Source organism: Enterobacter sp. PL_is511 (assembly GCF_055816065.1).
The window spans coordinates 937,257-963,321 of the sequence record NZ_JBVPGP010000024.1; the positions used below are offsets into that span (position 1 = coordinate 937,257).

The 26,065-nt window shown below is 54.2% G+C and carries 26 protein-coding genes; 11 read left to right on the plus strand and 15 right to left on the minus strand.

Annotated elements, in window-relative coordinates; translation table 11 throughout:
• Positions 1-142 precede the first annotated feature (142 nt).
• Positions 143-1,216, minus strand: coding sequence for an acyltransferase family protein (locus AC0TN7_RS19915; RefSeq protein WP_248163993.1), 1,074 nt, complete (start codon positions 1,214-1,216; stop codon positions 143-145).
• A 256-nt stretch (positions 1,217-1,472) separates the two neighbouring features.
• Here AC0TN7_RS19915 and lolC point away from each other — a divergent pair, with 256 nt between their 5' ends.
• Genes lolC through cobB form a run of 5 tightly spaced genes read left to right on the plus strand, consistent with a single transcriptional unit; the run spans position 1,473 to position 6,411 of the window.
• Positions 1,473-2,672, plus strand: a complete 1,200-nt coding sequence (gene lolC, locus AC0TN7_RS19920; protein WP_024908607.1) for a lipoprotein-releasing ABC transporter permease subunit LolC — start codon at positions 1,473-1,475, stop codon at positions 2,670-2,672.
• On the plus strand, positions 2,665-3,366 hold the full coding sequence (gene lolD, locus AC0TN7_RS19925) for a lipoprotein-releasing ABC transporter ATP-binding protein LolD (RefSeq protein WP_008500772.1): 702 nt from the start codon (positions 2,665-2,667) through the stop codon (positions 3,364-3,366). The genes lolC and lolD overlap by 8 nt, the downstream gene beginning before the upstream one ends.
• Positions 3,366-4,610, plus strand: coding sequence for a lipoprotein-releasing ABC transporter permease subunit LolE (lolE, locus tag AC0TN7_RS19930; protein WP_473702367.1), 1,245 nt, complete (start codon positions 3,366-3,368; stop codon positions 4,608-4,610). Before lolD ends, lolE begins: the two co-directional genes overlap by 1 nt.
• Before the next feature lie 53 nt (positions 4,611-4,663).
• On the plus strand, positions 4,664-5,575 hold the full coding sequence (gene nagK / locus AC0TN7_RS19935) for an N-acetylglucosamine kinase (protein ID WP_090417344.1): 912 nt from the start codon (positions 4,664-4,666) through the stop codon (positions 5,573-5,575).
• Positions 5,576-5,589: 14 nt separating this feature from the next.
• Complete coding sequence (gene cobB, locus AC0TN7_RS19940; RefSeq protein WP_032650873.1) at positions 5,590-6,411, plus strand: Sir2 family NAD+-dependent deacetylase; 822 nt, start codon at positions 5,590-5,592, stop codon at positions 6,409-6,411.
• A 45-nt stretch (positions 6,412-6,456) separates the two neighbouring features.
• On the opposite strand, the gene AC0TN7_RS19945 is transcribed toward cobB, so the two are convergent.
• Complete coding sequence (locus tag AC0TN7_RS19945; protein WP_473702368.1) at positions 6,457-8,388, minus strand: methyl-accepting chemotaxis protein; 1,932 nt, start codon at positions 8,386-8,388, stop codon at positions 6,457-6,459.
• 237 nt (positions 8,389-8,625) lie between these two features.
• On the opposite strand from AC0TN7_RS19945, the gene AC0TN7_RS19950 reads away from it, so the two are divergent.
• Complete coding sequence (locus tag AC0TN7_RS19950; RefSeq protein WP_024908602.1) at positions 8,626-9,855, plus strand: EAL and HDOD domain-containing protein; 1,230 nt, start codon at positions 8,626-8,628, stop codon at positions 9,853-9,855.
• A 47-nt stretch (positions 9,856-9,902) separates the two neighbouring features.
• Here AC0TN7_RS19950 and potD read toward each other — a convergent pair whose 3' ends face one another.
• Genes potD through potA form a run of 4 tightly spaced genes read right to left on the minus strand, consistent with a single transcriptional unit; the run spans position 9,903 to position 13,705 of the window.
• On the minus strand, positions 9,903-10,937 hold the full coding sequence (gene potD / locus AC0TN7_RS19955; RefSeq protein WP_024908601.1) for a spermidine/putrescine ABC transporter substrate-binding protein PotD: 1,035 nt from the start codon (positions 10,935-10,937) through the stop codon (positions 9,903-9,905).
• Positions 10,934-11,725 (minus strand): spermidine/putrescine ABC transporter permease PotC, encoded by a 792-nt coding sequence (potC, locus tag AC0TN7_RS19960; protein ID WP_008500765.1) that lies wholly within the window; start codon positions 11,723-11,725, stop codon positions 10,934-10,936. Before potC ends, potD begins: the two co-directional genes overlap by 4 nt.
• Positions 11,722-12,579 carry a spermidine/putrescine ABC transporter permease PotB gene (gene potB / locus AC0TN7_RS19965; protein ID WP_417927222.1) on the minus strand — a complete coding sequence of 286 codons (858 nt, stop codon included), beginning with the start codon at positions 12,577-12,579 and terminating at the stop codon, positions 11,722-11,724. The genes potC and potB overlap by 4 nt, the downstream gene beginning before the upstream one ends.
• Positions 12,563-13,705 carry a spermidine/putrescine ABC transporter ATP-binding protein PotA gene (potA, locus tag AC0TN7_RS19970; protein WP_417927696.1) on the minus strand — a complete coding sequence of 381 codons (1,143 nt, stop codon included), beginning with the start codon at positions 13,703-13,705 and terminating at the stop codon, positions 12,563-12,565. Before potA ends, potB begins: the two co-directional genes overlap by 17 nt.
• A gap of 237 nt (positions 13,706-13,942) precedes the next feature.
• Here potA and pepT point away from each other — a divergent pair, with 237 nt between their 5' ends.
• The gene (gene pepT, locus AC0TN7_RS19975; protein WP_473702369.1) at positions 13,943-15,166 is read left to right on the plus strand and encodes a peptidase T; all 1,224 of its coding nucleotides are present in this window, start codon (positions 13,943-13,945) and stop codon (positions 15,164-15,166) included.
• A gap of 42 nt (positions 15,167-15,208) precedes the next feature.
• Here pepT and AC0TN7_RS19980 read toward each other — a convergent pair whose 3' ends face one another.
• The 9 genes from AC0TN7_RS19980 to AC0TN7_RS20020 all read right to left on the minus strand — a co-directional run bounded on the left by AC0TN7_RS19980 (position 15,209) and on the right by AC0TN7_RS20020 (position 24,093).
• A complete protein-coding gene (locus AC0TN7_RS19980; protein WP_024908596.1) occupies positions 15,209-16,330 on the minus strand; it encodes a ribosomal protein uL16 3-hydroxylase in 1,122 nt (373 codons plus the stop codon).
• Between the two features lie 92 nt (positions 16,331-16,422).
• Positions 16,423-17,886 carry a two-component system sensor histidine kinase PhoQ gene (gene phoQ / locus AC0TN7_RS19985; RefSeq protein ID WP_473702370.1) on the minus strand — a complete coding sequence of 488 codons (1,464 nt, stop codon included), beginning with the start codon at positions 17,884-17,886 and terminating at the stop codon, positions 16,423-16,425.
• A complete protein-coding gene (gene phoP / locus AC0TN7_RS19990; protein WP_024908594.1) occupies positions 17,887-18,558 on the minus strand; it encodes a two-component system response regulator PhoP in 672 nt (223 codons plus the stop codon).
• Positions 18,559-18,631: 73 nt separating this feature from the next.
• On the minus strand, positions 18,632-19,918 hold the full coding sequence (locus AC0TN7_RS19995; RefSeq protein WP_248164009.1) for a site-specific integrase: 1,287 nt from the start codon (positions 19,916-19,918) through the stop codon (positions 18,632-18,634).
• Entirely contained in the window at positions 19,918-20,133 is a 216-nt protein-coding gene (xisR, locus tag AC0TN7_RS20000) for an excisionase family protein (protein WP_023343778.1), read from the minus strand. Before xisR ends, AC0TN7_RS19995 begins: the two co-directional genes overlap by 1 nt.
• Before the next feature lie 61 nt (positions 20,134-20,194).
• On the minus strand, positions 20,195-20,434 hold the full coding sequence (locus AC0TN7_RS20005; protein ID WP_059364144.1) for a DUF4060 family protein: 240 nt from the start codon (positions 20,432-20,434) through the stop codon (positions 20,195-20,197).
• Positions 20,421-22,325 carry an exodeoxyribonuclease VIII gene (locus AC0TN7_RS20010; protein ID WP_473702371.1) on the minus strand — a complete coding sequence of 635 codons (1,905 nt, stop codon included), beginning with the start codon at positions 22,323-22,325 and terminating at the stop codon, positions 20,421-20,423. Before AC0TN7_RS20010 ends, AC0TN7_RS20005 begins: the two co-directional genes overlap by 14 nt.
• Positions 22,326-22,547: 222 nt before the next feature.
• Positions 22,548-22,820, minus strand: coding sequence for a hypothetical protein (locus tag AC0TN7_RS20015; RefSeq protein WP_063430333.1), 273 nt, complete (start codon positions 22,818-22,820; stop codon positions 22,548-22,550).
• 853 nt (positions 22,821-23,673) lie between these two features.
• On the minus strand, positions 23,674-24,093 hold the full coding sequence (locus tag AC0TN7_RS20020) for a helix-turn-helix domain-containing protein (protein WP_047749229.1): 420 nt from the start codon (positions 24,091-24,093) through the stop codon (positions 23,674-23,676).
• Between the two features lie 77 nt (positions 24,094-24,170).
• Here AC0TN7_RS20020 and AC0TN7_RS20025 point away from each other — a divergent pair, with 77 nt between their 5' ends.
• Genes AC0TN7_RS20025 through AC0TN7_RS20040 form a run of 4 tightly spaced genes read left to right on the plus strand, consistent with a single transcriptional unit; the run spans position 24,171 to position 26,056 of the window.
• Positions 24,171-24,383, plus strand: coding sequence for a Cro/CI family transcriptional regulator (locus AC0TN7_RS20025; protein ID WP_047749228.1), 213 nt, complete (start codon positions 24,171-24,173; stop codon positions 24,381-24,383).
• Positions 24,383-24,832, plus strand: a complete 450-nt coding sequence (locus AC0TN7_RS20030) for a hypothetical protein (protein WP_251109331.1) — start codon at positions 24,383-24,385, stop codon at positions 24,830-24,832. Before AC0TN7_RS20025 ends, AC0TN7_RS20030 begins: the two co-directional genes overlap by 1 nt.
• A gap of 16 nt (positions 24,833-24,848) precedes the next feature.
• Positions 24,849-25,106 carry a DUF4222 domain-containing protein gene (locus AC0TN7_RS20035; protein WP_020884636.1) on the plus strand — a complete coding sequence of 86 codons (258 nt, stop codon included), beginning with the start codon at positions 24,849-24,851 and terminating at the stop codon, positions 25,104-25,106.
• Positions 25,103-26,056, plus strand: coding sequence for a helix-turn-helix domain-containing protein (locus AC0TN7_RS20040; protein ID WP_267216698.1), 954 nt, complete (start codon positions 25,103-25,105; stop codon positions 26,054-26,056). Before AC0TN7_RS20035 ends, AC0TN7_RS20040 begins: the two co-directional genes overlap by 4 nt.
• Positions 26,057-26,065: the final 9 nt, after the last annotated feature.

The window sequence follows — 26,065 nt, forward strand, 5'->3', positions numbered from 1 at the left end:
TCAGAGTCTCTTATGGATATACCAACAGTATTGGGGCATATCACTGATACGCAATGTCTTTATTATCCTCGATCGTTTTACATAAGCAAATCGTAACCGCACGGCAGGGCTAAACGCCCCCGAAACGGGGGCGGAGAGGGTATTAACGCGTTGAAGGTGACAGGGTCAGCGTAGAGGGAGGAGAGAAGAAAACGTCGCCAAACAGCGCGGTGGAGATCTTACGCACCCCGAGTCCGGCCAGGGTACAGATCAGCAGGCTGGCAAACGGATAGACAAGAATTAGGGATAGCTCGGCCCAGACCGGCCAGTAAGCGGCATTCATCTCGCCGATCAGGAACAGGCTAAAGGCCTCAATCAGGATGCGGTGGGTGGTATAAATCGCAATGGTGTTTGAGCCAATCACGTTCAGCAGATTGTTCGGGTGAACGGCATAGTGCTGCTCAAGGCTATAGAACAGCTTCATGATCAACACAATCGACAGCAATGAGAGCAGCAGCGGAACGTTAGCAAACCACAGCACCACGGAGACGGCGGCGAAAGCGCCGGTTGCCAGCCAGATGCGGCGCAGGTTGACGCTTTTCATCCACGCCATCAGCGCTGCGCCATACCACGCCCCGAGGCTGTAGTAGATCATGTTGCGTACCACGCTGTTCATTCCCCACCACGGCAGCGGCAGGAAGTTGATCGCGATGCTTGCCAGCGCCAGCAGCCCCAGTACCGGCAGCTTCCAGCGGCTCAGCAGTTTACACAGCGTGAAGTAGACTACCAGAGCATACAGATACCACAGGCTGGTGCTGGCGGTGAGCATGCCTTGCACAAATCCTGAGAGCGAGTCGGCGTAGGCCGCGTTCGACGAGGTGGCAAGCTCACGCTCGGGCGCCAGCCAGGCGTTCAGGTGGGTCAACGCCTGCCATTGCAGGACGCCCCACAGCGCCAGCACCCAGACAATGCTCCAGATCCGTTTGTCGAGACTGGTTCGCCAGTCCACCTCGTCGATATAACGACGGATCAGGTAGCCGGAGATAAAGAAGAAGACCGGCATACGAAACGGTGCGAGATAGAGGTTAAAATAGACCCAGCATTTGGCGAGAAGGCCGGAGAGCGGGTGTTGCAGCCCTATCAGATGGGGATAAAACGTGATAACCGAATGATAGATAACCACCAGGCAGATACAAAGCCCTTTTATCTGGTTAATCCATAATGCTTTTTGCTTCATTGTTCGCCACTACCTTATTACCATTAACGAACGAGCAATTGTTGTAAAACGACACCAGGATGTAATGGGTAACAGTCTGTATCAGGAGGTTTTTCGGAAAAGGTGGAGGTTGCGAGGTGAGTATTCAGACAATAGCACCCTGATTTATCTGAATTTTTCGGAAAAATGATTACCAAAGCTTACTGTTTCAGTCATTTACGCTTAACGGATTCGCTTATATACTCGTGGGTCTGCTATCAGCAAACAGACGGATTTCATGTATCAACCTGTCGCACTCTTCATAGGCTTACGCTACATGCGTGGGCGCGCCGCGGACCGCTTCGGTCGCTTTGTCTCCTGGCTTTCGACTATTGGCATTACGCTTGGCGTGATGGCACTGGTGACGGTGCTTTCCGTCATGAATGGCTTTGAGCGCGAGCTGCAAAACAACATCCTGGGGCTGATGCCGCAGGCCGTTCTCTCATCGACTAACGGTTCGGTTAACCCACAGCAACTGCCGGAAAGCGCGGCGAAGTTACAGGGCGTCACGCGCGTTGCGCCGTTGACCACCGGTGACGTGGTGCTGCAAAGCGCCCGCAGCGTGGCGGTCGGCGTGATGCTGGGTATCGACCCGGCGCAAAACGATCCGCTGACGCCGTATCTGGTTAACGTGAAGCAGACCGATCTGGAAGCCGGAAAATACAACGTGATTCTGGGTGAACAGCTTGCCGGCCAGCTTGGCGTCAACCGTGGTGACCAGCTGCGGGTGATGGTACCTTCTGCCAGCCAGTTTACGCCGATGGGGCGCCTGCCAAGCCAGCGCCTGTTCAACGTGATTGGTACCTTTGCCGCTAACAGCGAAGTCGATGGCTACCAGATGCTGGTGAACATTCAGGACGCGTCACGCCTGATGCGCTACCCGGCGGGGAATATCACCGGCTGGCGCCTGTGGCTCGACGCACCGCTGAAGGTCGATACCCTCAGCCAGCAAAAACTGCCGGACGGTACCAAATGGCAGGACTGGCGCGAGCGCAAAGGCGAATTGTTCCAGGCCGTGCGGATGGAAAAAAACATGATGGGGCTGCTGCTGAGCCTGATCGTGGCCGTGGCCGCATTTAACATCATTACCTCGCTGGGCCTGATGGTGATGGAGAAGCAGGGCGAAGTCGCCATCCTGCAAACCCAGGGGCTCACGCCGCGCCAGATCATGGCGGTGTTTATGGTGCAGGGGGCCAGCGCCGGTATCATCGGTGCGCTGCTCGGCGCCGTGCTGGGGGCATTGCTTGCCAGCCAGCTCAACAACTTAATGCCGATTATCGGCGCGCTGCTTGACGGCGCGGCGCTGCCGGTGGCTATCGAGCCGCTGCAGGTGGTCGGTATTGCGCTGGCCGCGATGGCCATTGCGCTGCTTTCTACGCTTTATCCTTCCTGGCGCGCCGCCGCCACTCAACCCGCTGAGGCTTTACGTTATGAATAAGATCCTGTTGCAATGCGACAACCTGTCCAAACGCTATCAGGAAGGCACTGTGCAAACCGACGTGCTGCACAATGTGAGCTTTAGCGTGGGTGAAGGCGAGATGATGGCGATTGTCGGCAGCTCCGGCTCGGGCAAAAGTACGCTGCTGCATCTGCTGGGCGGGCTGGATACGCCAACCAACGGCGACGTGATTTTCTCCGGCCAGCCGATGAGCAAAATGTCCTCAGCGGCGAAGGCCGAGCTGCGCAACCGCGAGCTGGGCTTTATCTACCAGTTCCACCACCTGCTGCCGGATTTCACGGCGCTGGAAAACGTGGCGATGCCGCTGCTGATTGGCAAAAAGAAACCGGCAGAAATTAACGCGCGCGCCAGCGACATGCTGAAAGCGGTAGGGCTGGGCCATCGCGGCAACCATCGTCCCTCTGAGCTTTCCGGCGGCGAGCGCCAGCGCGTGGCGATTGCCCGTGCGCTGGTCAACAACCCGCGTCTGGTGCTGGCGGATGAGCCTACCGGTAACCTGGATGCCCGCAATGCGGACAGTATTTTCCAGCTTCTGGGCGAGCTGAACGCCTCGCAGGGCACCGCGTTTCTGGTGGTGACCCACGATCTGCAGCTGGCAAAACGCATGGGGCGTCAGCTTGAGATGCGCGACGGCCATCTGAACGCGGAACTGACCCTGATGGGAGCAGAGTAATGGCGTCACCGTTATCGTTACTCATCGGTTTACGTTTTAGCCGCGGCCGCCGTCGCGGCGGCATGGTGTCGCTGATCTCCGTCATCTCGACCATCGGTATTGCGCTGGGCGTGGCGGTGCTGATTGTCGGCTTAAGCGCGATGAACGGTTTCGAGCGCGAGCTGAATAACCGCATTCTGGCGGTCGTGCCGCACGGGGAGATCGAGCCGGTTAACCAGCCATGGACGAACTGGAGCGATGCGCTCGCCAAAGTTGAAAAAGTGCCGGGCATCGCCGCGGCCGCGCCCTATATTAACTTTACCGGGCTGGTGGAGAGTGGGGTAAACCTGCGCGCCATTCAGGTTAAAGGGGTCAACCCCGTCCAGGAAGCGCGCCTCAGCGCGCTGCCAAACTATGTGCAGAATGGCGCGTGGGCCAACTTCAGGGCGGGCGAGCAGCAGATCATCATGGGTAAAGGCGTGGCCGATGCCCTGAAGGTGAAGCAGGGCGACTGGGTGTCAATCATGATCCCCAACGCCAGCGCCGATCATAAACTGCAGCAGCCTAAGCGCGTGCGCCTGCACGTTACCGGTATTCTTCAGCTGAGCGGCCAGCTTGACCACAGCTTTGCGATGGTGCCGATGGAAGATGCGCGCCAGTATCTCGACATGGGCGACAGCGTGACGGGCATTGCCATTAAGGTGAACGACGTCTTTAACGCCAACAAGCTGGTACGCGATGCGGGCAGCGTGACCAATAACTATGTCTACATCAAAAGCTGGATCGGCACTTACGGGTATATGTACCGTGACATCCAGATGATCCGCGCCATTATGTATCTGGCGATGGTGCTGGTGATTGGTGTGGCGTGCTTTAATATCGTCTCGACGCTGGTGATGGCGGTCAAGGACAAGAGCGGCGACATCGCCGTGCTGCGTACGCTGGGGGCGAAAGACGGTCTTATTCGCGCCATCTTCGTCTGGTACGGTTTGCTGGCGGGTCTGTTCGGCAGCCTGTGCGGCGTGGTGATTGGCGTGGTGGTTTCCCTGCAGCTGACGCCGATTATCAACGGCATTGAAAAGCTTATTGGTCACCAGTTCCTGTCGGGTGATATCTATTTTATTGACTTCCTGCCGTCTGAGCTGCACTGGCTGGATGTTTTTTATGTGCTGCTTACGGCACTTTTACTGAGTCTGCTGGCAAGCTGGTATCCGGCGCGTCGCGCAAGCCGAATTGATCCGGCGAGGGTATTAAGTGGCCAGTAATTACGTCATGATCTAGCGGCTTTCGGGTCGCCAGATCGAAAGAGGAATGCGTTATGTATTATGGATTTGATATTGGCGGCACCAAGATTGCGCTCGGCGCGTTTGATAAAGACCTCAAACTGCAGTGGGAAACCCGCGTTCCCACGCCGCGCGACAGCTACGACGAATTTTTAACCGCCATTGCCGCGCTGGTGGCGCAGGCGGATGAACGTTTCGGCGTGAAAGGCAGCGTCGGCATCGGTATTCCGGGCATGCCCGAAACCGACGACGGTACGCTTTACGCGGCCAACGTGCCTGCCGCCAGCGGTAAACCGCTGCGCGCCGATCTCTCTGCCCTCCTTGAACGCGACGTGCGTTTAGATAACGATGCCAACTGCTTCGCGCTCTCTGAAGCCTGGGATGATGAATTCCGTCGCTACCCGCTGGTGATGGGGCTGATCCTCGGTACCGGCGTCGGCGGGGGAATCGTCGTCAACGGTAAGCCCATTACCGGCCGCAGCTACATTACCGGCGAGTTTGGCCATATCCGCCTGCCGGTGGATGCTCTTGAGGTGGTGGGGCGTGATTTCCCGCTGACCCGCTGCGGCTGTGGCCAGCACGGCTGTATTGAGAACTACCTTTCCGGCCGCGGGTTTGCATGGCTTTACGAACACTTCTATCATCAGAAACTTGAGGCCCCTCAAATCATTACCCTGTGGGAGCAAGGGGATGCGCAGGCGCGTGAGCACGTCGAGCGCTATCTGGATCTGCTGGCGGTGTGTCTGGGAAATATTCTCACCATCGTCGACCCGGATCTGCTGGTGATCGGGGGAGGGCTCTCAAACTTTACCGCGATTACGGAACGGTTGTCCGGGCGTTTGCCCAGACATTTATTGCCGGTTGCCCGCGTGCCGCGTATTGAACGCGCGCGACACGGGGACGCAGGAGGGATGCGCGGAGCCGCATTCCTTCATCTCACCGATTAGTTTACGAGGTTTCTATGCTGTCGCGTCGCCAGGGTCGACTCAGCCGTTTTCGCAAAAACAAACGCCGCTTACGTGAGCGCTTGCGCCAGCGGATCTTTTTCAGAGACAGAATAATGCCAGAAGCGATGGATAAACCCAGAGTGGTGGTGCTGACCGGGGCGGGGATCTCCGCCGAGTCAGGAATTCGAACCTTCCGCGCGGCGGACGGGCTGTGGGAAGAGCACCGCGTGGAGGATGTCGCCACGCCGGAAGGTTTTGCCCGCGACCCGGATCTCGTGCAGGCGTTTTACAACGCCCGCCGTCGTCAGCTTCAGCAGCCTGACGTTGCGCCTAATGCGGCGCATCTGGCGCTGGCGAAGCTGGAAGAGGCGCTGGGCGATCGTTTTCTGCTGGTAACGCAGAATATCGACAACCTGCACGAGCGGGCCGGCAACAAGAACATCATCCATATGCACGGTGAGCTGCTCAAGGTTCGCTGCGCCTGGAGCGGTCAGGTGCTTGACTGGAAAGAAGACGTGCTGCCGGAGGATAAGTGCCACTGCTGCCAGTTCCCGTCGCGCCTGCGACCGCACGTGGTCTGGTTCGGCGAAATGCCGCTGGGAATGGATGAGATCTACAGCGCGCTGGCGATGGCCGACGTGTTTATCGCCATCGGCACATCCGGCCACGTTTATCCGGCGGCGGGGTTTGTCCACGAAGCGCGACTGCACGGTGCGCATACGGTTGAACTCAACCTTGAGCCAAGCCAGGTGGGCAGCGAGTTTGAAGAGAAACACTACGGTCTGGCCAGCACGGTTGTTCCGGAATTTGTCGACAAGCTGCTGAAAGGTCTGTAACGCGAATCGCGTGAAAAGGCACCCGCTGGACGGGTGCCTTTTTATTTAAGAATGAAAGAACGCCAGCGTCTTCTCCAGCGATTTAGCCTGCTCGTCCAGCGAGAGCGCCGCCGCTGAGATCTGCTGAACCAGAGAGGCGTTCTGCTGGGTGGTGCTGTCCATCTGGTTAACGGCAGTGCTGACCTGGCTAATCCCGCGGTTCTGCTCGTCCAGCGCCTGAACAATGTCGTTGATGACCAGATGCACGTGCGACACCGCCTCAATCACCTGTTTCATCATTACGCCGGTCTCATTGACCAGCTCAACGCCTTTGCTGACGCGGCCTGAGGACTCGGCAATCAGCTGGGAAATTTCTTTGGCCGCGTTAGCGCTTCGCTGGGCAAGGTTGCGCACTTCACCTGCGACTACCGCGAAACCGCGTCCCTGTTCGCCTGCACGCGCCGCTTCAACGGCCGCATTTAGCGCCAGGATATTGGTCTGGAAGGCGATGCCATCGACGATGCTGTTAATCTCACCGATCTTACGCGCGCTCTCGTCAATCTCCCCAATCACCACGACTACGTCGTTCACCAGCGTTTCGCCATGCCCGGCGAGGCTCGCGGCGCGATCGGTCAGCGTGGTGGCCTTGTGGGCGTTGTCGGCGTTATTCTTCACCGTAACCGAAATCTCTTCCATGCTGGCAGCTGTTTCAACAATCGCCGCCGCCTGTTCTTCGGTTCGCGAGGCGAGATCAAGGTTGCCCGCCGAAATTTCGCTGGTCCCGCCGTGCACCGAATGGCTGGCTTCGCTGATGTTGCCGACGATGCGCTTGAGCTGCGTCTGCATGGTGTGCAGGGCATAAAAAATGCTGTGGGTATCCCCGGAACGCACCGGGATGGTGTTGTTCAGCTCCCCCCGGGCGACGGCAAGGGCAATACCGGCGGCCTCGGAAGGTTCTCCCCCCACCGGACGGTCAACCTTGCGGGTAAAGATCTGGGCCATCACCAGGCTGACCGCAACGATGCTTAACACCATCAGGACGATGGCTTTCAGTAAAAATGCGCGCGCTTCGGCCATCACTTCGCTGACCGGGGTGATAATAGCCAGTTTCCACGGCGTCTGGCTGTTGCCGACGGCGATGTCCTGCCAGGTGATAAACACCTCTTCCTTCAGCAGCGGATCGTTTACCCGGGTGACGTCATGACCGGCAATCTGACCCGCGTAAGGCTTGCCTGCAGCCCGTTTGTCCGGGCTGGACACCACGTTATTGCCCGCAGACAGGAGGAGGCCGTAGCCTGTACCGTTCCACGGTTTAATTGCGCCTATCGTGGACTGCAGCGTGGCGAGCGAGAAGTCAGAGGTGACCGAGCCCAGAAACTGGCCGTCACGCATGATGGGTGCGGCAATCGAGGTGAGCATCACGTCCACGCCGTTGTAGGGGTAAATATAGGGTTCGATGATCACATCTTTATGCCGCTGTTTCGGCAGCAGATAATAATCACCGCTGCCGGGCGTTTCGATGTCCGTCAGCAGGTGCAACGCCGGTTTGCCGGTGGCATCGCGGTCGACGTAGCGGGCGTAGCGCCCGGCAGGATCTTCACCGCTCTGACCGGCAAAGGCGGCATCTTTATCGTCAAACGCGTTGGGCTCAAAGGCCATCGACATGGAGAGAAACGACGGGTGAGCCGACAGATAGTGGATGAGTAGCTGGTTCAGGCTCTGGCGATCGAATACCCCCGCCTCGCGCAGCGCCAGCGCGCTGTTGCCCATGTCCCGGGCGGCAGTCAGGGCAGAATCCAGCTGTTTGCTGACCTGTAAAGCTTGCACCTCGGCAATCTGGCGGATATGTTTTTTGGCCAGCACCTCCTGCTGCGCCATCCACTGCCACATCATAAACCCGATCGTTGCCGTAAAGCCCACCGTCACGGTGAGGAAAATGGACAATAGCATCAACGTCTTGACTCTTATTTTAGATCTTCGGACCATGGCGTCTTTCATTCTCATCTCCCGTAATGTTGTGCGTGTCGGGCAGGCACATATTCCTTATCGGATATATTTCCTTCTTTCTGTAGAGGGCCGGGTATATTTAATTTAAATTCCAGAATAGTAAATCCCGTTAATTAGTGTGGATGCTTTTATTTTGTGCATTCAATCAAAATAGCGCTCGATAATGCTCGTTATCGTGGTGTAGAAAGAGGATGCTAATAAATATAAAGTGGTAGAGGAGGATGGGATATGTACGGATTTATCGCGCGACAACCCATTTTTAACCCTGAGATGAAGACGGTGGCCTATGAGCTGCTCTTCAGAGACGGGATGACAAATCGTTTTCCGGATGTGTCGGCGGAATATGCCACGTCCAGAATGATATCCGATCAGTTTTTATGCGTGCCGTCCCAGCGCATCGCCGGGGCGCATACGTCGTTTATTAATTTCCCGTCGCGAATGGTCATTGACCGCAGTGGTGAAGCGCTGGATAAAGAGAGCGTGGTCATTGAGATCCTTGAAGATGCTGTGCCAGGGGCCGAGCTGCTGCAGGCCGTCAGGGAGATGAATGCGCATGGCTATCAGTTTGCGCTTGATGATTTTACCCTTGCACCAGAATGGGATGCATTTTTACCCTATATTTCAATCCTGAAATTCGACGTCAGAAATTACACCTTAGCGCAAATTAAAGCGTATCTGAAAGCGCGTAAACACCTGACCGGACATATTAAATATCTTGCTGAAAAAATTGAGACTAAAGAGGAATTCAACCAATACAAGGAGGAGGGATTCTCGCTGTTTCAGGGTTATTTTTTCTGCCGTCCGGAGGTCATTAAATATAAACGGCTGTCGCAAAATCAGCTGGCGATTTTTAGGCTGCAAATGGAGGTCGGACGCAATAAGCCTGATTTTCGGATCGTCGAGTCGTTGATAAAAACCGATCTCACGCTCTCTTATAAAATCATGCGCTACATGAAGCATACGGCGTTTAAGCATGTGGGCGCCTGTAATTTCAGCAAGTTAACCCTGAGCGAGGTGCTCAGATACCTCGGGGAAAACCAGCTGAGGCGGTTTGTTGCCGTCGTGGTCCTCGCCAGTGCGGGCAATGATACCGTCAGCGAGCTTTACCCGTTGAGTATGATGCGCGGTAAGTTCTGTGAACTGATAGCTGAGACGATGAAAGAACCGGCGCTGGCTGAAAATGCGTTCATGTGCGGCCTGTTTTCTCTGCTCGATACCCTCCTTGAGCTGCCGATGGCAGAGTTAATGAAGCAAATTGCGGTGCCGCAGAGCGTGAGCAATGCGCTGTGCGACCAGGAGGGACGGCTAGCCGATATGGTGAGCCTTTGCCGTTACTATGAACAGCAGCAGTGGGACGAGGCGACCCGGGTTCGTCAGGCGCTGGGTCTGTCGGATGAGGAGGTGGTGGAGGCGATGAGAAAGGCGACGATCTGGGCAGGAGAGAATGCGGTCAGTTAATCCTTCCTCACGTCGTACAGACGGCGCGAGGAAGAACGCGATACCGTTTATCGGCCCGCTTTTAATTTCTGATAATACTCTTCGTAGAGGCGGCTGGCGTCACCGACATCGTTCTGCCATTCACCTTTGCTGATGGTTTCAGCATCCGGGTAGAGCGATTTATCGTTAGCCACTTCCGGCTTCAGCAGCTTGCGTGCCGCGAGGTTTGGCGTCGGGTAGCCAATCGTCTCGGCAACCTGTTTCGCTACGTCCGGGCGCAGCAGGAAGTTAATCAGCTTCAGCGCCCCTTCAACGTTTTTCGCGTTGGCCGGAATCGACAGACTATCCATCCAGAAGATCCCGCCCTCTTTCGGCCAGACCACCTCAAGCGGCGTACCGGCCTGGCGGGCCACATACGCGGAGCCGTTCCACACCATCCCCAGATTCACTTCGCCTTCCATATACGGGTTAGCCGGGTTATCAGAGTTGAACGCCGCCACGTTAGGCATCAGCTTTTTCAGCTCGGTATACGCCGCTTCAATCTCTTTTGGATCCGTCGTGTTGCCCGAGTAGCCCAGCTTGCGCAGCGCCACCTGGAACACTTCACGCGCGTCGTCGGTTAACAACAGGCTGCCTTTGTACTCCGGTTTCCACAGGTCGGCCCAGCTCGTCACCGTTTTCGGATCGACGGCCTCGCTGTTAACGCCAATCGCGGTTGCCCCCCAGATATACGGAATGGAGTAGTCGTTATTCGGGTCGAACGGCTTGTTGAGCATCTCCGGATCGAGGTTTGAAAAATGAGTTAGCTTTGTTTTATCGATCTTCTGGATCATGCCCTCTTTGCGCATTTTGTCGACAAAGTAGGTGGAAGGAACCACCAGATCGTACGCGCCGTCTTTGTAGGTTTTGAGCTTGGCATACATGGTTTCATTCGACTCGTAGGTCGAGTAGATCACCTTGATGCCCGTCTCTTTGGTGAACTGCTCCAGCAGGCCCGGCGGCACATACTCGGTCCAGTTGTAGAAGTAGAGCGTTTTGCTGTCATCAGCGTGCGCGGCACCCATGCCAAGCACCAGCGCCGCAGCGGCGAGCATTTTTTTCATTTCATTGTCCCCTGAGATTTTGTTTTATCACGAGCAATAACCTGGCTGGCGATCACCAGAACCAGCGAAAACACCAGCAGAATGGTCGCCAGCGCGTTCACCTCCGGTGAGACGCCGACTTTCACCATCGAATAGATCTTCAACGGCAGAATTTCATAGCTCGGCCCGGTCACGAAGGAGGACACGACCACGTCATCCATCGACAGGGTGAAGCTAAGCAGCCATCCGGCCGCCACGGCGGGCATCGCCAGCGGCAGGATGATTTTGCGCAGGATGGTCATCTCGCTGGCGCCAAGATCTTTCGCCGCCTCCAGCATGCGTACGTCGAACCCTTTCAGGCGCGCGAAGACGGTCACCACCACAAACGGCAGGCAGAAGGTGATATGGGAAAACAGCAGCGACCAGAAGCCAAGCTGAACGCCCAGCAGCATAAACAGCACCAGCAGCGAAATGGCCATCACGATGTCCGGTGACATCATCACCACAAACAGCATGCCGCTGACGAACGGCTTACCGCGAAAGCGATAGCGATAGAGCGCTACGGCGGTGAGCGAGCCAATCAGCGTGGCGAAGGTGGCGGAGAAGATCGCCATCGTCAGAGAGTGCTGAGCGGCCTGCAGCAGGCTGTCATTGTTCATCAGCAGGCTGTACCAGTCGGTGGTAAAGCCCTGCCAGTTAATCCCAAAGCGCGAGCTGTTAAACGAGTTCACGATCAAAATAATGATCGGGATATACAGGTAAGCGTAAATGGCGGTCATAAAACCGCCGCGAAGCAGTCGACCGATCATTCGAGTTCCACCTTTTTATTCAGCAGCCGTGAGGCGCGCCAGTAGACCAGCAGCATCAGACCCATCACCACCGTCAGCGTGATGCTGGTGGCGGACCCGAACGGCCAGTCGCGAATGTTCAGGAACTGGCTCTTGATCACGTTACCGATCAGCAGATTTTTCGCCCCGCCCATCAGGTCAGAAACGTAGAACAAGCCCATAGCCGGGAGCATCACCAGCAAACAGCCCGCAATAATACCGGGCATCGTCAGCGGAATAATGATACGGATAAAGGTCTGCAGCTTACTGGCACCCAGATCTTTTGCCGCTTCCAGCAGCGGTTTATCCAGCTTCTCAATGCTGGAGTAGAGCGGCATCACCATAAACGGCAGCAGGATATAGACCAGGCCGACAATCACCGCGCTCGGGGTAAACATGATGCGTATCGGCGTATCAATCACCCCCAGCCACAGCAGAAACTCATTCAGGTAACCCTTTGTGCTGAGGAAAATCTTCAGACCATAAATACGGATGAGCGAGTTCGTCCAGAAGGGAACAATCAGTAAAAACAGCAGCAGGGGGCGCACCTTTTGCGGCAGGCCCGCGAGGAACCACGCGAAGGGATATCCCAGTACCAGGCAGGCAATAGTGGCAATCAGCGCCATATTGAGCGAGTGCAGCAGCACGTCAAAATAGAGCGGATCGAGCAGGCGCGCGTAGTTGTCCAGCGTAAAGACCAGCGAAACGAAGCTTGCGTCGTCGCGGGTCAGGAAGCTGGTGGCAATGATCATCAGGTTGGGTAAAAAGACAAACAACACAAGCCAACCGACGATCGTGGCAATCACCACATTCTGGAATTTACTTGTGTTCTTCATCAGCCAGCACAACCTCCCAGCTTTCTACCCAGTTGATAACCATTTTCTGGTCGAGAGAGTGGTCGAAGTCAGGGTCGTCCTCGTTAAAGAACTCGCTAACCATCACCATTTTGCCGTTCTCCAGCTCGACGACAGACTCCAGCGTCATCCCTTTGTAGTTGCGCTCGCGTATATAGCCGATTAACCCTTCGGCCTCGGTATTGCCGTGAATTTCATCGACGCGCAGATCTTCCGGGCGCAGCAGAACGTTGAGCTTTTGTCCCTTTTCGACGGGGAAATTTACCGTGATATTGCACTCGCGTCCTTCGACGCTGGCGCGCACGCGCTGGTCGTCCAGACGCTCAATCACCGTGGCGTCGAAGATATTGATCTCGCCAATAAAGCTGGCGACAAACAGATTCTTCGGCTCTTCGTAGATTTCACGCGGCGTGCCGTCCTGCTCGATTTTGCCGTCGCGCATCACCACGATGCGGTCGGACATGGTCAGGGCCTCTTCCTGATCGTGGGTGACGAAGACAAAGGTAATGCCGAGCTTGCGCTGCAGGGCTTTGAGCTCATTCTGCATCTGCTTGCGCAGCTTGTAATCCAGCGCCGAGAGGGATTCATCCAGCAGGAGCAGACGCGGCTTGTTGACCACGGCGCGGGCGATGGCCACGCGCTGCTGCTGGCCGCCGGAAAGCTGATGGGGTTTACGCTGAGCAAACGTCTCAAGCTGCACCATGCGCAGGGCGTCGGTAACGCGCGGTTCGATATCATTCGCCGGGGTTTTTTGCATCCGCAGGCCAAACGCCACGTTTTCAAACACGGTCATGTGCGGGAAGAGGGCATAGCTCTGAAAGACAGTGTTGACGTGGCGGTCTTCGGCGGGAACCCGGGTGATGTCCTGGTTCTCAAGATGGATATGGCCGTTATCGACGCTTTCCAGCCCGGCGATAAGGCGCAGTACGGTTGTTTTGCCGCAGCCGGAGGGGCCAAGCAGCGTCAGAAACTCACCGTCATTGATGGTGAGAGTGAGGTCGGAAATGACGTCTTTGCCATCAAAACTTTTACGAATTCGTTCCAGTTTCACCAGCGGTGAACGGGTTTGTGTATTCAATTTTTGCGCTGTCCCATATAGACGCCTCAGGCAGCAGACTGAAGCGGGGTTTGTGTGTAACCACCTTGGTGACTCGTAATGAGGGCGGACATTCTACGGCAATCCTCTGCAATCGCCAATCCTTGTCACTGATTCATAAGCTACATTTACTAACGCATAACGATATAAACGGAAAATATTCTCGTTTGCGGGATAAAAGTGACCTGACGCAATATTTGCGTTTTGATGCTTATTGATAATGTTGTCACAAAAAGTGAGGGTGACTGCATGGATAAATTACTTGAGCGTTTTTTACAGTACGTTTCGCTGGATACCCAATCTAAGCCGGGTGTTCGCCAGGTGCCGAGCACCGAAGGCCAGTGGAAGTTATTAAATCTGCTCAAAGAGCAGCTTGACGCCATGGGGCTGGTCAACGTCACGTTAAGCGAGAAAGGCACTGTGATGGGAACGCTGCCGGCGAATGTCCCGGGTGACATTCCGGCGATTGGCTTTATCTCTCATGTCGACACCTCTCCGGATTTTAGCGGTAAACATGTGAACCCGCAGATTGTGGAAAACTACCGCGGCGGCGACATTGCGCTGGGCATTGGCGACGAAGTGCTCTCGCCCGTCATGTTCCCGGTGCTGCACCAGCTGCTGGGCCAGACGCTGATCACCACCGACGGCAAAACGCTGCTGGGGGCGGATGATAAAGCGGGCATTGCCGAAATCATGACCGCGCTGGCGGTGCTGAAGGATAAAAACATTCCGCACGGGGATATCCGCGTGGCCTTTACGCCGGACGAAGAGGTCGGCAAGGGGGCGAAGCACTTCGACGTGGAGGCCTTTAACGCGCAGTGGGCCTATACCGTTGACGGCGGCGGCGTCGGTGAACTGGAGTATGAAAACTTCAATGCCGCGTCCGTCACGATCAAAATTGTCGGCAATAACGTTCACCCCCGTTCGGCGAAAGGCGTCATGGTGAACGCGCTGTCGCTGGCATCCAGAATTCATGCGGAAGTCCCGGCGGAAGAGAGCCCTGAACAGACCGAAGGGTATGAAGGTTTCTATCACCTGACCAGCATCAAAGGCACCGTGGACAGCGCGCAGATGCACTACATCATTCGCGATTTCGAACGCAAAGCCTTTGAGGCGCGCAAGCGTAAGATGATGGAGATCGCCAAGAAGGTGGGTAAAGGATTACACCCTGATTGCTACATTGAACTCATCATCGAAGACAGCTATTACAACATGCGCGAGAAGGTGATGGCGCATCCGCATATTCTCGATATCGCCCAGCAGGCGATGCGCGACTGCGATATTGAACCGCAGCTGAAGCCGATTCGCGGCGGCACCGACGGTTCTCAGCTGTCGTTTATGGGGCTGCCGTGCCCGAACCTGTTTACCGGTGGCTATAACTACCACGGCAAGCATGAGTTTGTGACGCTCGAAGGGATGGAAAAGGCGGTGAAGGTGATTGTGCGGATCGCGGAGTTGACCGCGAAGCGGTAAGAAAAAGCCCGGTGGCGAAGCGCCACCGGGCATTACAGCGACTCAGTCCTCAAAGAACCAGTACCCGCTGTTGACCAGCGCGGCAAGCATCGCGAGGAAGGATGGGTCTTCCAGCGCATCACCAAAGGTGTCGGCAGTCAGCACCAGATGGCTGGCAATGGCTTCCAGCGCCGGACGGTGCGGTGAGTCCAGCTTCTCGCCGTTGACGAACACGTCCTCACCAATGCGCAGCACGCGTAATCCGCCCAGACGTACCAGCTTATCGCCCTGCTGGAGCGCATCATAAATCTCGTCAGCCTGATACGGCGGCTCCGGTGGCGCAACGTCCAGCTCGTGACGCGACTGGCTGATAAACTCGCCAAACCACTGTTTGAAGTGCTCCGGCTCGTTAATCAGATCCAGCATCATGCCGCGCAGCTTATCCAGCTCTGCGGGCAGGATATCGGCCGGATGCTCGCGCGCAGGCACATCAGGGTCGCTGTAACGATAGCTGCCCAGCTCGCGTTGCAGAACGTAGTCGGCAAATCCGCTGATCATCTCGCGGCCGCTTGGCGCGCGGAATCCTACGGAGTAGTTGAGTGAGTTTTCCAGCGAGTAGCCCTCGTGAGGGAATCCCGGCGGAATGTAGAGAATGTCACCCGGCTCCAGCTCTTCGTCGATAATCCCTTCAAACGGGTCAACCTGAAGCAGGTCCGGATGCGGGCAGTGCTGCTTCATTGGCACTTTTTCGCCCACGCGCCAGCGGCGGCGGCCCGTACCCTGAATAATAAACACGTCGTACTGGTCCAGATGCGGACCGACGCCACCGCCAGGAACGGAGAAGGAGATCATCAGATCGTCCATGCGCCAGTCGGGCAGGGCGCGGAAGGGGCGCATTAAGGCTGCCGTCGGTTCGTGCCAGTGGTTGACCGCCTGCACCAGCAGAGACCAGTTGTTTTCACCGAGGTGATCGTAGCTTTCGAAAGGACCGTGGCTAACCTGCCATTTCCCGTCCTGGTGGCTGACCAGACGGCTGTCGACTTCGTTTTCCATGGCCAGGCCGGCCAGTTCGTCAGGCGAGATGGGGTCGACAAAGTTGCTGAACCCGCGCTTCAGAACCACCGGGCGTTTCTGCCAGTAACGTTCAATAAACTCGGGCCAGTTAAGTGTTAAGTGATAATCCATAATTTTTTTATTCCGCAGGCTCTTACTGACTCGGATTATAACGGAAGCTCAGCCCCCCGGCTGCGAGATCCTCGCATTTTTCACATAACGGGTTAACTATCGTTCGATGTGGGCTGCTGGCGACCAAAAATGACCTCCATTCTGGCGCCGCCCAGCAGGCTTTCGCTGGTTTCGATTTTTCCGTCGTACTGATCGACAATCTCGCGCGCGACGGCTAATCCTACGCCCTGGCCTGGACGTAGCGTATCGGCGCGCTGACCGCGATCGAACACCACGTCACGTTTATTGCGCGGGATCCCCGGGCCATCATCCTCAACGATGATATGCAGCTCGGTTTCCGTCTGACGTGCAGACACTTCCACGAACTCCAGACAGTATTTGCAGGCGTTATCCAGCAGGTTACCCATGACTTCCATGAAGTCATTTTTTTCACCCACAAAGCTTATCTCTGGCGAGATATCGAGGCTGATGTTCACCCCTTTACGCTGATACACCTTGTTGAGGGCGGACGTGAGGTTATCCAGAAGCGGCGCTACCGGATGCAGCTCGCGGCTCAGCAGCGCGCTGCCGGAACGCATGCTGGCGCGATGCAGATAATAGCCAATTTGCTGGGAAATACGGCTGATTTGTTCCAGCATCACCGGCTCGGCATCATCAACGCTCAGCTTCGAACTGCGCATTGAACGCAGGGTACTTTGCATCACGGCCAGCGGGGTTTTCAGGCTGTGGGTCAGGTCGGTAAGGGTGGTACGGTATTTATCGTAGCGTTCGCGTTCACTTTTCAGCAGGCGGTTGAGGTTACGCACCAGGCTGGTGAGCTCACGCGTGGTTTCCGGGTTCAGCTTCTCGCGATGATGTTCTTCCAGCTCGCGAACCTCTTTCGCCAGTGATTCAATGGGGCGCAAGCTCCACCACGCCGCTACCCACAGCAGCGGGATCACCAGGAGGAGATTCGCAGCCAGAACGTAGATGAACCAGCTCCAGACCATATAAGAGCGCTTCAGCTCGACCGGGATGGTGTCGATCACCACGATGGTCAGCTGCGGCATGTTCAGCGTCGCCGGGTAGAGGTTAATCGCGACGGAGTGCGTCATCTCCGTTTCGGCGTTGTCGGCGCGGATCTCGTTCAGCTTTTGCTGCAGGGAGCGATCTTCACGGATCAGCGAGCTGGTGATGTTGAGATCGGCTTCAATTTCATGAAAACCGTTGGTTTTGAGCCAGTCCGGACGAATGCTTTTGACCAGCCACGGGATGTCCCGCTGCGCCCACAGTAGCTTCCCCTTTTCGTTATAAATCAGGGCCAGCGTGGGACTCTGCTGATTGAGGTTTTCCGGCATTTCGACGATGATTTTATTGTTTTCCCACTTCGCCAGGGTATAAAACAGGTTGCTTTCGCCACGCAGCAGGCGAAAGGTGGTTTTATCAAAGCTGACGCTGTAGCCCACCAGGGCCACCATGCCGTAGGAGAGCGACAGCACCAGCACGACGGCTGCCGTTGCCAGTAAAAAGCGCACCCGCAGCGAGAGGGGCAAAATATGGCGCAAGATCCGTCTCATTTAGCGTAATTCGAACAGGTAGCCCTGGCCACGGACGGTAGTAATCACATCCTGCGGATATTGCGCCTGAATTTTCTTACGTAAACGTCCCATCAACACGTCAATAGTATGGCTCTCGCGCAGCTCAGCATCAGGATAGAGCTGGAGCATTAAGGAATCTTTGCTCACCACTTTGCCATTGTTACGGATCAGCGTTTCCATAATGGTGTATTCGAAGGCGGTGAGCTTGATCACTTCATCATTGATGGATAATTCCCGGCGGGAGAGATCGACCTGGAAAGGCGGGATGGAAATAACCTGAGACGCCAGCCCGCTGTTGCGACGTAACAGCGCCTGCATGCGGGCCGCCACCTCTTCAATATGGAACGGCTTGGTGACGTAATCATCCGCACCCGCGCTGAGCACTTCAACCTTATCCTGCCAGCCTTCACGGGCGGTCAGAACCAGAACCGGCAGGGAGACATCGTGGCTGCGCCAGCGGCGAATTAACGACAGACCGTCTTCGTCAGGCAACCCTAAATCGACAATGGCGATATCCGGCAGGTGTTCATTGAGATAATAATCGGCTTCTTTTGCATCTTCAGCATCGTCCACCTGATGTCCCATCTCCTGAAGCTGAACCTTCAGGTGATGACGTAGCAATGCGTTATCCTCAACAACCAGTACGCGCATCATCTCTTCTCCCTAAATAATTGGTATGAATAGTTTAACGCTGATTATGGAGTTTGAAACCAGCGTCATGAAATTAAATGACTTTTTTAATACTCCCAATACCTTGGGGGCGTCCTGGGGGCAAAGCTGTCGGCATCTGGTTGTTCAGCATGTTGACCTGGTCCTGGTTCATATCGCCGATCCACTTCGAATAAACCTCATACACCATGCGCGCATCCTCATGGCCCATCTGGCTGGCGATAAAGGAAGGGTTAGCACCGGCCATAAGCGTCCAGCAGGCGTATGTGTGTCGGGACTGATAAGGATTTCTCTCACGTATTCCCGAAAGTTTAGTGCCCCGTTTCCATCCATACGAAATCGAGTTTTTGGAAAAAAAGCTCTCATTCACTGAAGATTTCTTTTCAGGGGAAAACACAAACCGCAGATTTTGTGGCTCTGTTTTGCCGATTTCCCGGTGATGGAAAATGATCTGCTGCCTTGGGTTATTGCCTGTGATTTCGAACTGCTCCAGCAGCGCATCATGTGCAGGCTTAAGCAGGGTGATCGTTCGTATACCAGCATCTGTTTTAGGGGGCACAAACACCCGCTTGTTCGTCAGGCTTCTTGATACGTGAATTTCACCTTTTCTCAGATCGATATCCTCCCACGCCAGGGCACAGATCTCGCCGGGCCTCATTCCCGTGTGGACGGCTACAATGATGATCAAAGCCAGTTTACGGGGAAGGGCGGCAATCAGTGCCTGGTACTCATGAAGTAGAAGCGGATCGGGGTCTGCCTTAGATAGCTTGAGCCGGGATACGCCCTCATAAGGAGCGTGTAATATAAACTGACTTCGATTCGCAAGCTTCAGCATTTCTGATAAAACCGCCATCTGTTTATTGACTGTTGAGGGCGCGCGTCCCTTTTTAACCAGGTTAGGCATTGAAGGGTTTAATACGCTGCCGGTCAGCAGCTCTTTGCGGTAATTCAGAATATCGGCGTGCTGAATATCAGCCAGGGGAGTATTTTCTCCCACAACACGTTTCAGTGTGTTAACGGCAGATGTGAGTGAATGCAGCGTAGCCCCCGAGACCTCCAGTGCCTTTGTATCAATGAAAAAATCGCTCAGCTCTTTAAATGTCGTGATCCGCTTTATTGATGAGAATTTTTTAAGAGCCTTTGATTCAGGGAACCGCGCCGCGTAGTCGAACTGGCCGAACTGGATCTCACTCACGATGACGGCGCGAAGGTTTCCCGCCTTCTTGATGTTGCTGCTGTTAACCACCCAGCCACGGAGAACTTCGCGGCAGCGAATGCCGCGATAGGTAAACGTGATTCTGATTTTTCCGTTATGAAGTTCAACGCCGGTTGGAAAGTTCATCATGCTTCCTGAATAAATCTATTAATCAGCGGAAAGTTGTACCAGACCAAAGCGCGTTTGCTTTCTCCACCGGGTACCGCGGGTACTCGCTTAAAATGAACCCCTTCAATCCAGCTTCCGAGGCGATAAGCTTTTATTTGCCTGTCATCCAGCCCCGTTTTCTCAGTCAGCCTTCCCGCCACCATCCACTCTTCATCAAAAATGATTTGCGCCATGCTTAACTCCATGACACCGCCACGATACCGTAGCGGCAGATAGTATATTGATTGCCAAAAATCACCGGCCAAGCCCTGGGAGACATTGCAGATGTCGGGCCCGGGTCATTGCCGTGGCCACGTAACTACGTGGGCGGTTTACAACCTCAACCGTAATTTTTCTCCCCTGGATCCTGATGGTGTAAAACGTCTGTTTGTCGCTGCGACCATGCTCGCCATATTTCTCAAAATGGCATTTGAGCGCGGCGGCGCATGCTGGCCCGCCGATGCTGTCTCCCTTGCTACGGTTAATCAGACGCACTGAGACCTTCCTGATGGTTGATCACGCTGCGGGCAAGCCCGGCGGCCATAGCCGGTAATTCCTCATACTGATTGCAATATGCCGGGTTGGAACATAACCCCTGCAACGCTGCAATGGTCAGCTGTTGCTGGTAGGTAATCAATGAAAGCGGCGCGTTTGTTTCAGCCACCGGTTCGGGCTCGGCATCCGGCTTTGCAGTAACTGCCGGCGGATCGAGCACGACAGATTTTGGTGGTGCCGGGCGGCGGTATTCCACGATCGCATCAAGCGCTATTTTCTGACGAACGCTGATATCGTCAGACCACTGCTCAAGAATCGTAGTAGCAACGTCCTGTACTTCTTCATCACTGAAATCAGGCGACAGACAGAGTTCAGTCGTGGTGATATCTGCAATCAGCAACGGGAAAATATGCTTGATGTCTTTACCTGTGGTGGTGATGAGATTTTCGATATCATCCTGGTCACCGATGTTTGTGCGCCCGGACATCAGCTCGTGTAATGCATGGGCGATTTCAATCTCGCGAACACTTAGCGCTGGTGGCACTTCCTGTTTTTCGACTTCATTTGAGGGGGCGGTATTTATCAGTGCATCGACAGAAAAGACGCCTCCGCCCAGGTTCTCAACTTTCGGCTGGTCCGTGGGCTCCTGCACTGGCGCTGAGCTCTGAGCGAATGCCTCATTGAGTTCTTTGTCGAGCTGCGCAGCTTTGGCAGGGCAAACTGCTGGTGGCTGAGTTTCGCCAAGTACAGGCGGTTTGGCTTTATCATTTTCGTTTACCTCAGAGGTGGCGCGGGATTTTGGGCGGCAAGCCGCATCAACCGTTTTCTGATCTGGGTGCGCGTGGTCAAATTCAACCAACTCGCGATTGATGTACTCGCGCAGCGCGACAGGATCTATCCAGAGTTCTTCCGGAGCCGATTTAATCAAGGCGATGATGGCTGCCCGGGAATAATCCAGAATACCGGGGGTGCCGCGCAGTTTTTTCCACCATGCAGTAAAGCGGGGGTCCTGTTCTGCTTCGGCCATGGCTTTCGCCGGAATAAATAATCTATTCGGGATCCCGTAAATATCGATCTCGTCGTACATGCCCAGAATCGCAACAGCAACCTCGATCTTCAGCGTAGACAGGTTGTGTGCCAGAACCGGGCTACGGTCTGTCTTGTTTCCTCCGCCCAGAGTGGAGTCAGTGTCCGTGCGGTTTTCTTCGGTGTTAGTGCTAGCAGGCTGAGGTCGCTTATCAATCGGCGTATCGATCCATTTAGTGATCTGCTTTTTAATGTCCGGCCACTGTGCAGATTCTTTTGTGTTCTCACGTACCCAGGCGAGTAATTGCTCCTGCCGTTCCGGTGCCAGGGCCAGCGATCGTGTTTCTTTGGATAGTGCTTCGGCCAGCTCGCGGGCAAAGCTGGGTTCATCATCATTCTTCAGATCGACGATCTGGCCGTACTGCGCTGAAGTGATTCCAGGGACCGGGCCGAACAATGCCAGACAAGCTGCCCGGGATGCCTGGTCGAGCTGCGCAACGATTTTAATTTCTTCCTGTACCTTATTGTTCTCCCACTCCGTCCTTTCTTCAGATTCAGGCTGTGGTGCCGCAGCTGGTTCGCCTGCATTCACATTCCAGATAGCCACTGTGTCGAAAAAATCAGGTGAGAACACATCAAGCTCAGGGCACGGTAAACCTTCGCGGTGTTCCCAGATCTTTACTTTGAAGAAATCATCAATGTGTTCTGGATGTTCTGCTGCCAGCTTGCCGAAAATAACGGCTTCAGCAATGGTTTTTGTGGCCGCATTAACAGCTGTGGCAAGCGGTTTTAAATCCGAATGTTTTTTTAATGCTTTATCCTTCGGGAAATAAGCACCGCCGAAAGTTTTTAATTCAATAGACATAATTACCTCTTAAATCTTTTGGGGGGTGATGTTTAGCGGTATGGTTTACGAATAACGCGTTTTACAGTTTTTAACGCGTCACGCCTCTCTCTTTTTTCATTGCATTGCTCACATAAGTAAATCGTGCGCTTAAATGGATATATGTCTGTTTTCCTTTCGTGCATTTCCGATTTTTTATATTCGCGGCAGCAAACAGCGCAATGACAAATGATGTCATCCATATCAGTTAAGTAGTTGGCGTTTGTGATCGTAATAGGACATACCGCAGGCGTTCTGTGCTTCGGCGAACTTCACAGACAGCAAGCTAATGTGCTTAACAGCGCATACTGGACAATGAAACTCGCCCAACACATAGCCACCATCAAGCACAACGGTAACAGGGCCAGAGGATGGCAAATGAACCACGCCTGAAATAATCCCGTTAATATTAAATGTCGCAATTTCTTTGTTTACTATTGCCAGACCCATTTCAATGGTTGTTACTTCTAATTTCATTTCAGACACCTTGTTTTAGGTTGAGAGAATCCCTGCCGTTTAAGGCATGGTTTTTAATCGTGTATAATTAAATGACAGTCAGGTTATTGCGTTTTATCGACGCTATTAACCTTCAGAGTTCAGGGTTGCCTTTTTGAGCAAGCAAATAACAAAGTTTTCGAAGTTTTATTTCAAACCAGTTAAGTCGGACTGCCTGTTGCCGCGATGGTTGACGATTAAAGTCTGTCATAATGAATCCCCTATAAGGTTATTAACAGCCATCTACAATTTCGATTGCCCACAACTGGAAGCGCATTCCGCCAGTTAACAAACCGATCCCCATCAGTGAAAAGAGGAATGCGCTTACATGTTGTGGACGATTCATCTGCCCTGGTTCAGCGGCGCCACCTCGCCAGAGCAGATGTAAAGGGCAGTTACGCTGCTATGCGGCTTATTGGTCTGTGCAGTTATTTCAAGTCCTGCATCGCGGGGTTTGCTCTCCGCCCCAGGTTCTCCCCGCTATGCTTTAGCGCGCAACCTGAGAAAACCGCCTTCAAGCCTTTGGCTTACGCCACATTCAAGAAACTGCCTGTACGAACTCGGAATAGCTCAGTGCTTCTTCACCCTCCGCCAGACTGTTGAAATACTCTTCGTATGCTTTTTCCATCTCGAACCCCTGTTTGCTGCTTTGCTTGGCTAATCACCCTTATCGCCGGGTAGGCGGAACGTTTACTGATTACTGCTGTTAAGTTTTGATAACGCTGATTGTTATTTAGACCTAACAAATCGTCAAGTATAAATTTAGCAAAACCTAACAGGAGGGGTGCGGAAAACGCAAAAAGGCCGCTGTTGGAGCGGCCTATGAGTGTGAAAATTATTTGATGTCGAGGTTTTTGAGGATCTGCAGGATTTCTTCTTTGCTTTTGGTTTTTATGAGGTCATTGAACGTTTCATCATAGTCCTTGACCTTATCCCGCAAATTGATGATGTGTTGTTCTTTCTCTGCATTAGGAAGCTTGTCGAAGAGCTCTAGAAGCTGATGCTGCTGTGGGGATAACAATCTGTAGGATTCGGCTGGTGGTGGTTCATACCCCTCATCACCCTTAATAATCCAGCCCGGCTCTACGTTCAGTGCTGCAGCTAGTTTGAATAGGTTATCGCCTCTCGGTGAGGTTTCATCACGTTCCCACTGAGAGATTGTGACATGGGCAACCCCAGCCTGTTTACCTAGGCTGCGCTGGGTATATTTCAAGGCAGAGCGTCGCTCTTTTATACGCTGACCGATCGTTTTCATAGTTCGGAAATCCTAACGCGCATTGACTCTTGTTTCCTTAACATATAAAGTTAGGAAAACTTACCAAGGAGAACCCAATGAAAACCGAAGATGTAATAAAACACTTTGGGAAAAAAGCCAATGTGGCGAGAGCTCTCAACATTGCTCGATCCTCTGTCAGTGAATGGGGGGAGTTGGTCCCTGAACGACGAGCCGCGCGACTGGAAAAGATAACGGGTGGTGCATTGAAGTACGACTCAGTTTTGTATGAGCACAAAGATAACCCAAAAGATTCAAAGGAGTCTGACTGATGGAAATCAAAAAACTAGCATGTGAGCTGGAGTCCTGGGCTCAGGAAAAGGGCTGGAAGACGGTTACACAGCTGATAACCCCGCATCACTTTGGCGATCTGCTTCAGCCACTGGATAACGTGACGGACTCAGACGAGTACGCGCGCCGACTGCACAACAACAAGCAGATTATCCAGCGTGCATTCCGCAACGATACGCCTAACTACCTGAAACAGGCCGAAGCCCTGAGCTATGCCATCCGCACCGCCATTGATAACGAACTGGAGCAGAAAGACTGCATGCTCTACCGGGCTGCCAGGGTTAACAAAGAGTGTATCGAAGCCACCAACGCGGTATTCACTGGGAAACCGCAACCGGTAATCCGCCGCGAGACTCTGGAAGCGATAGACGCGCTGGCGCAGCTGGTGGGCGTAAAGGTTCAAATCATGAACAGCCATCGGGCTGCATAACATTCTGGAGGCAACTATGCGTACTTCTCAGGAATTAGCGAGCGCACTGGCAGAGCGCATGAAAAATGCGATGAATAACCGACCCGCTCAGGAGCCAGTGGATCGCCGCGGTGAAATCATTCCAGGGAAGCGGTACCGCGACGAACGCGGGCGCATGGTGACTGTTTTACGTGCATCCCAGCTCCGCGTGTCATATCGCCGGGAGGGGCACACCGGCGTCAGTGAAACAGGGCGCCGAGAGTTTGAAATTAAGTTCACTGAGGTGAAGTCGTGAGCGTGAAATTATCTTCCTGGGTGTGGGACGGTTGTGCCGCACAGGGTGTCAAGGGCATAAAACTGCTGGTTATGGCTCGCCTGGCCGATTTTAGCTCGGATGAGGGGGTGTGCTGGCCGTCTGTTGCCACCATTGCCCGCCAGCTTGGGGCCGGGCGCAGCACCGTGATAACTGCGATAACCCAGCTTGAGGCAGACGGATGGTTAACCCGTACCGAACGTCGAAACGGCCAGCGCAGCGGCACTAATTTATACACGCTGAATGCTGAAAAATTACGCACGGCGGCAGCATATTTTCAGAGTTCAGATTCTGAACGTTCAAAATCTGGACACCCATTAAACAAGGGGTTAGCCAACCCTGATGATTCAGATTCTGAACATTCAGGTTCTGAACGTTCAAATCCCGAACGTTCAGAAAACGCGAATAAACAGGGTTCTCAGGGTTCAGAATCTGGACACGATCCGTCAGTAACTACAGATCCATCATTAAAACAGATCTCTTCGTCTGGAAATTCTGGCGAATCTCCAGACGGCGAAGATTCAGCCAAAAAAATACCGGCCACGAAAAAATGGGGCACACCAGAAGATCATCAATGCGCAAGCTGGATATTTTCCAGGATCCGAACTCTGTATGAACAGGCAGCCGAAACCGATGGTGAAGTTGCTCGCCCCAGAGAACCAAACTGGAACGCATGGGCAAACGAGATCCGGCTGATGCGCACTATCGACGGGCGCACACACCGCCAGATTTGCGACATGTTCAAGCGAGTCCAGAGCGACCCGTTCTGGTGCCGAAACGTGCTAAGCCCGGCGAAGTTGCGTGAAAAATGGGATGACCTGGTACTGAAACTGGCACCTGTCGCTCCCAGTGGAGTGATGCGCAGTTCCTTTGACGATGAATATTACAAAAACGACATTGAGGCCGCGGCAAAAGCGGGCTTCAGGGTCTGATCTAACTGA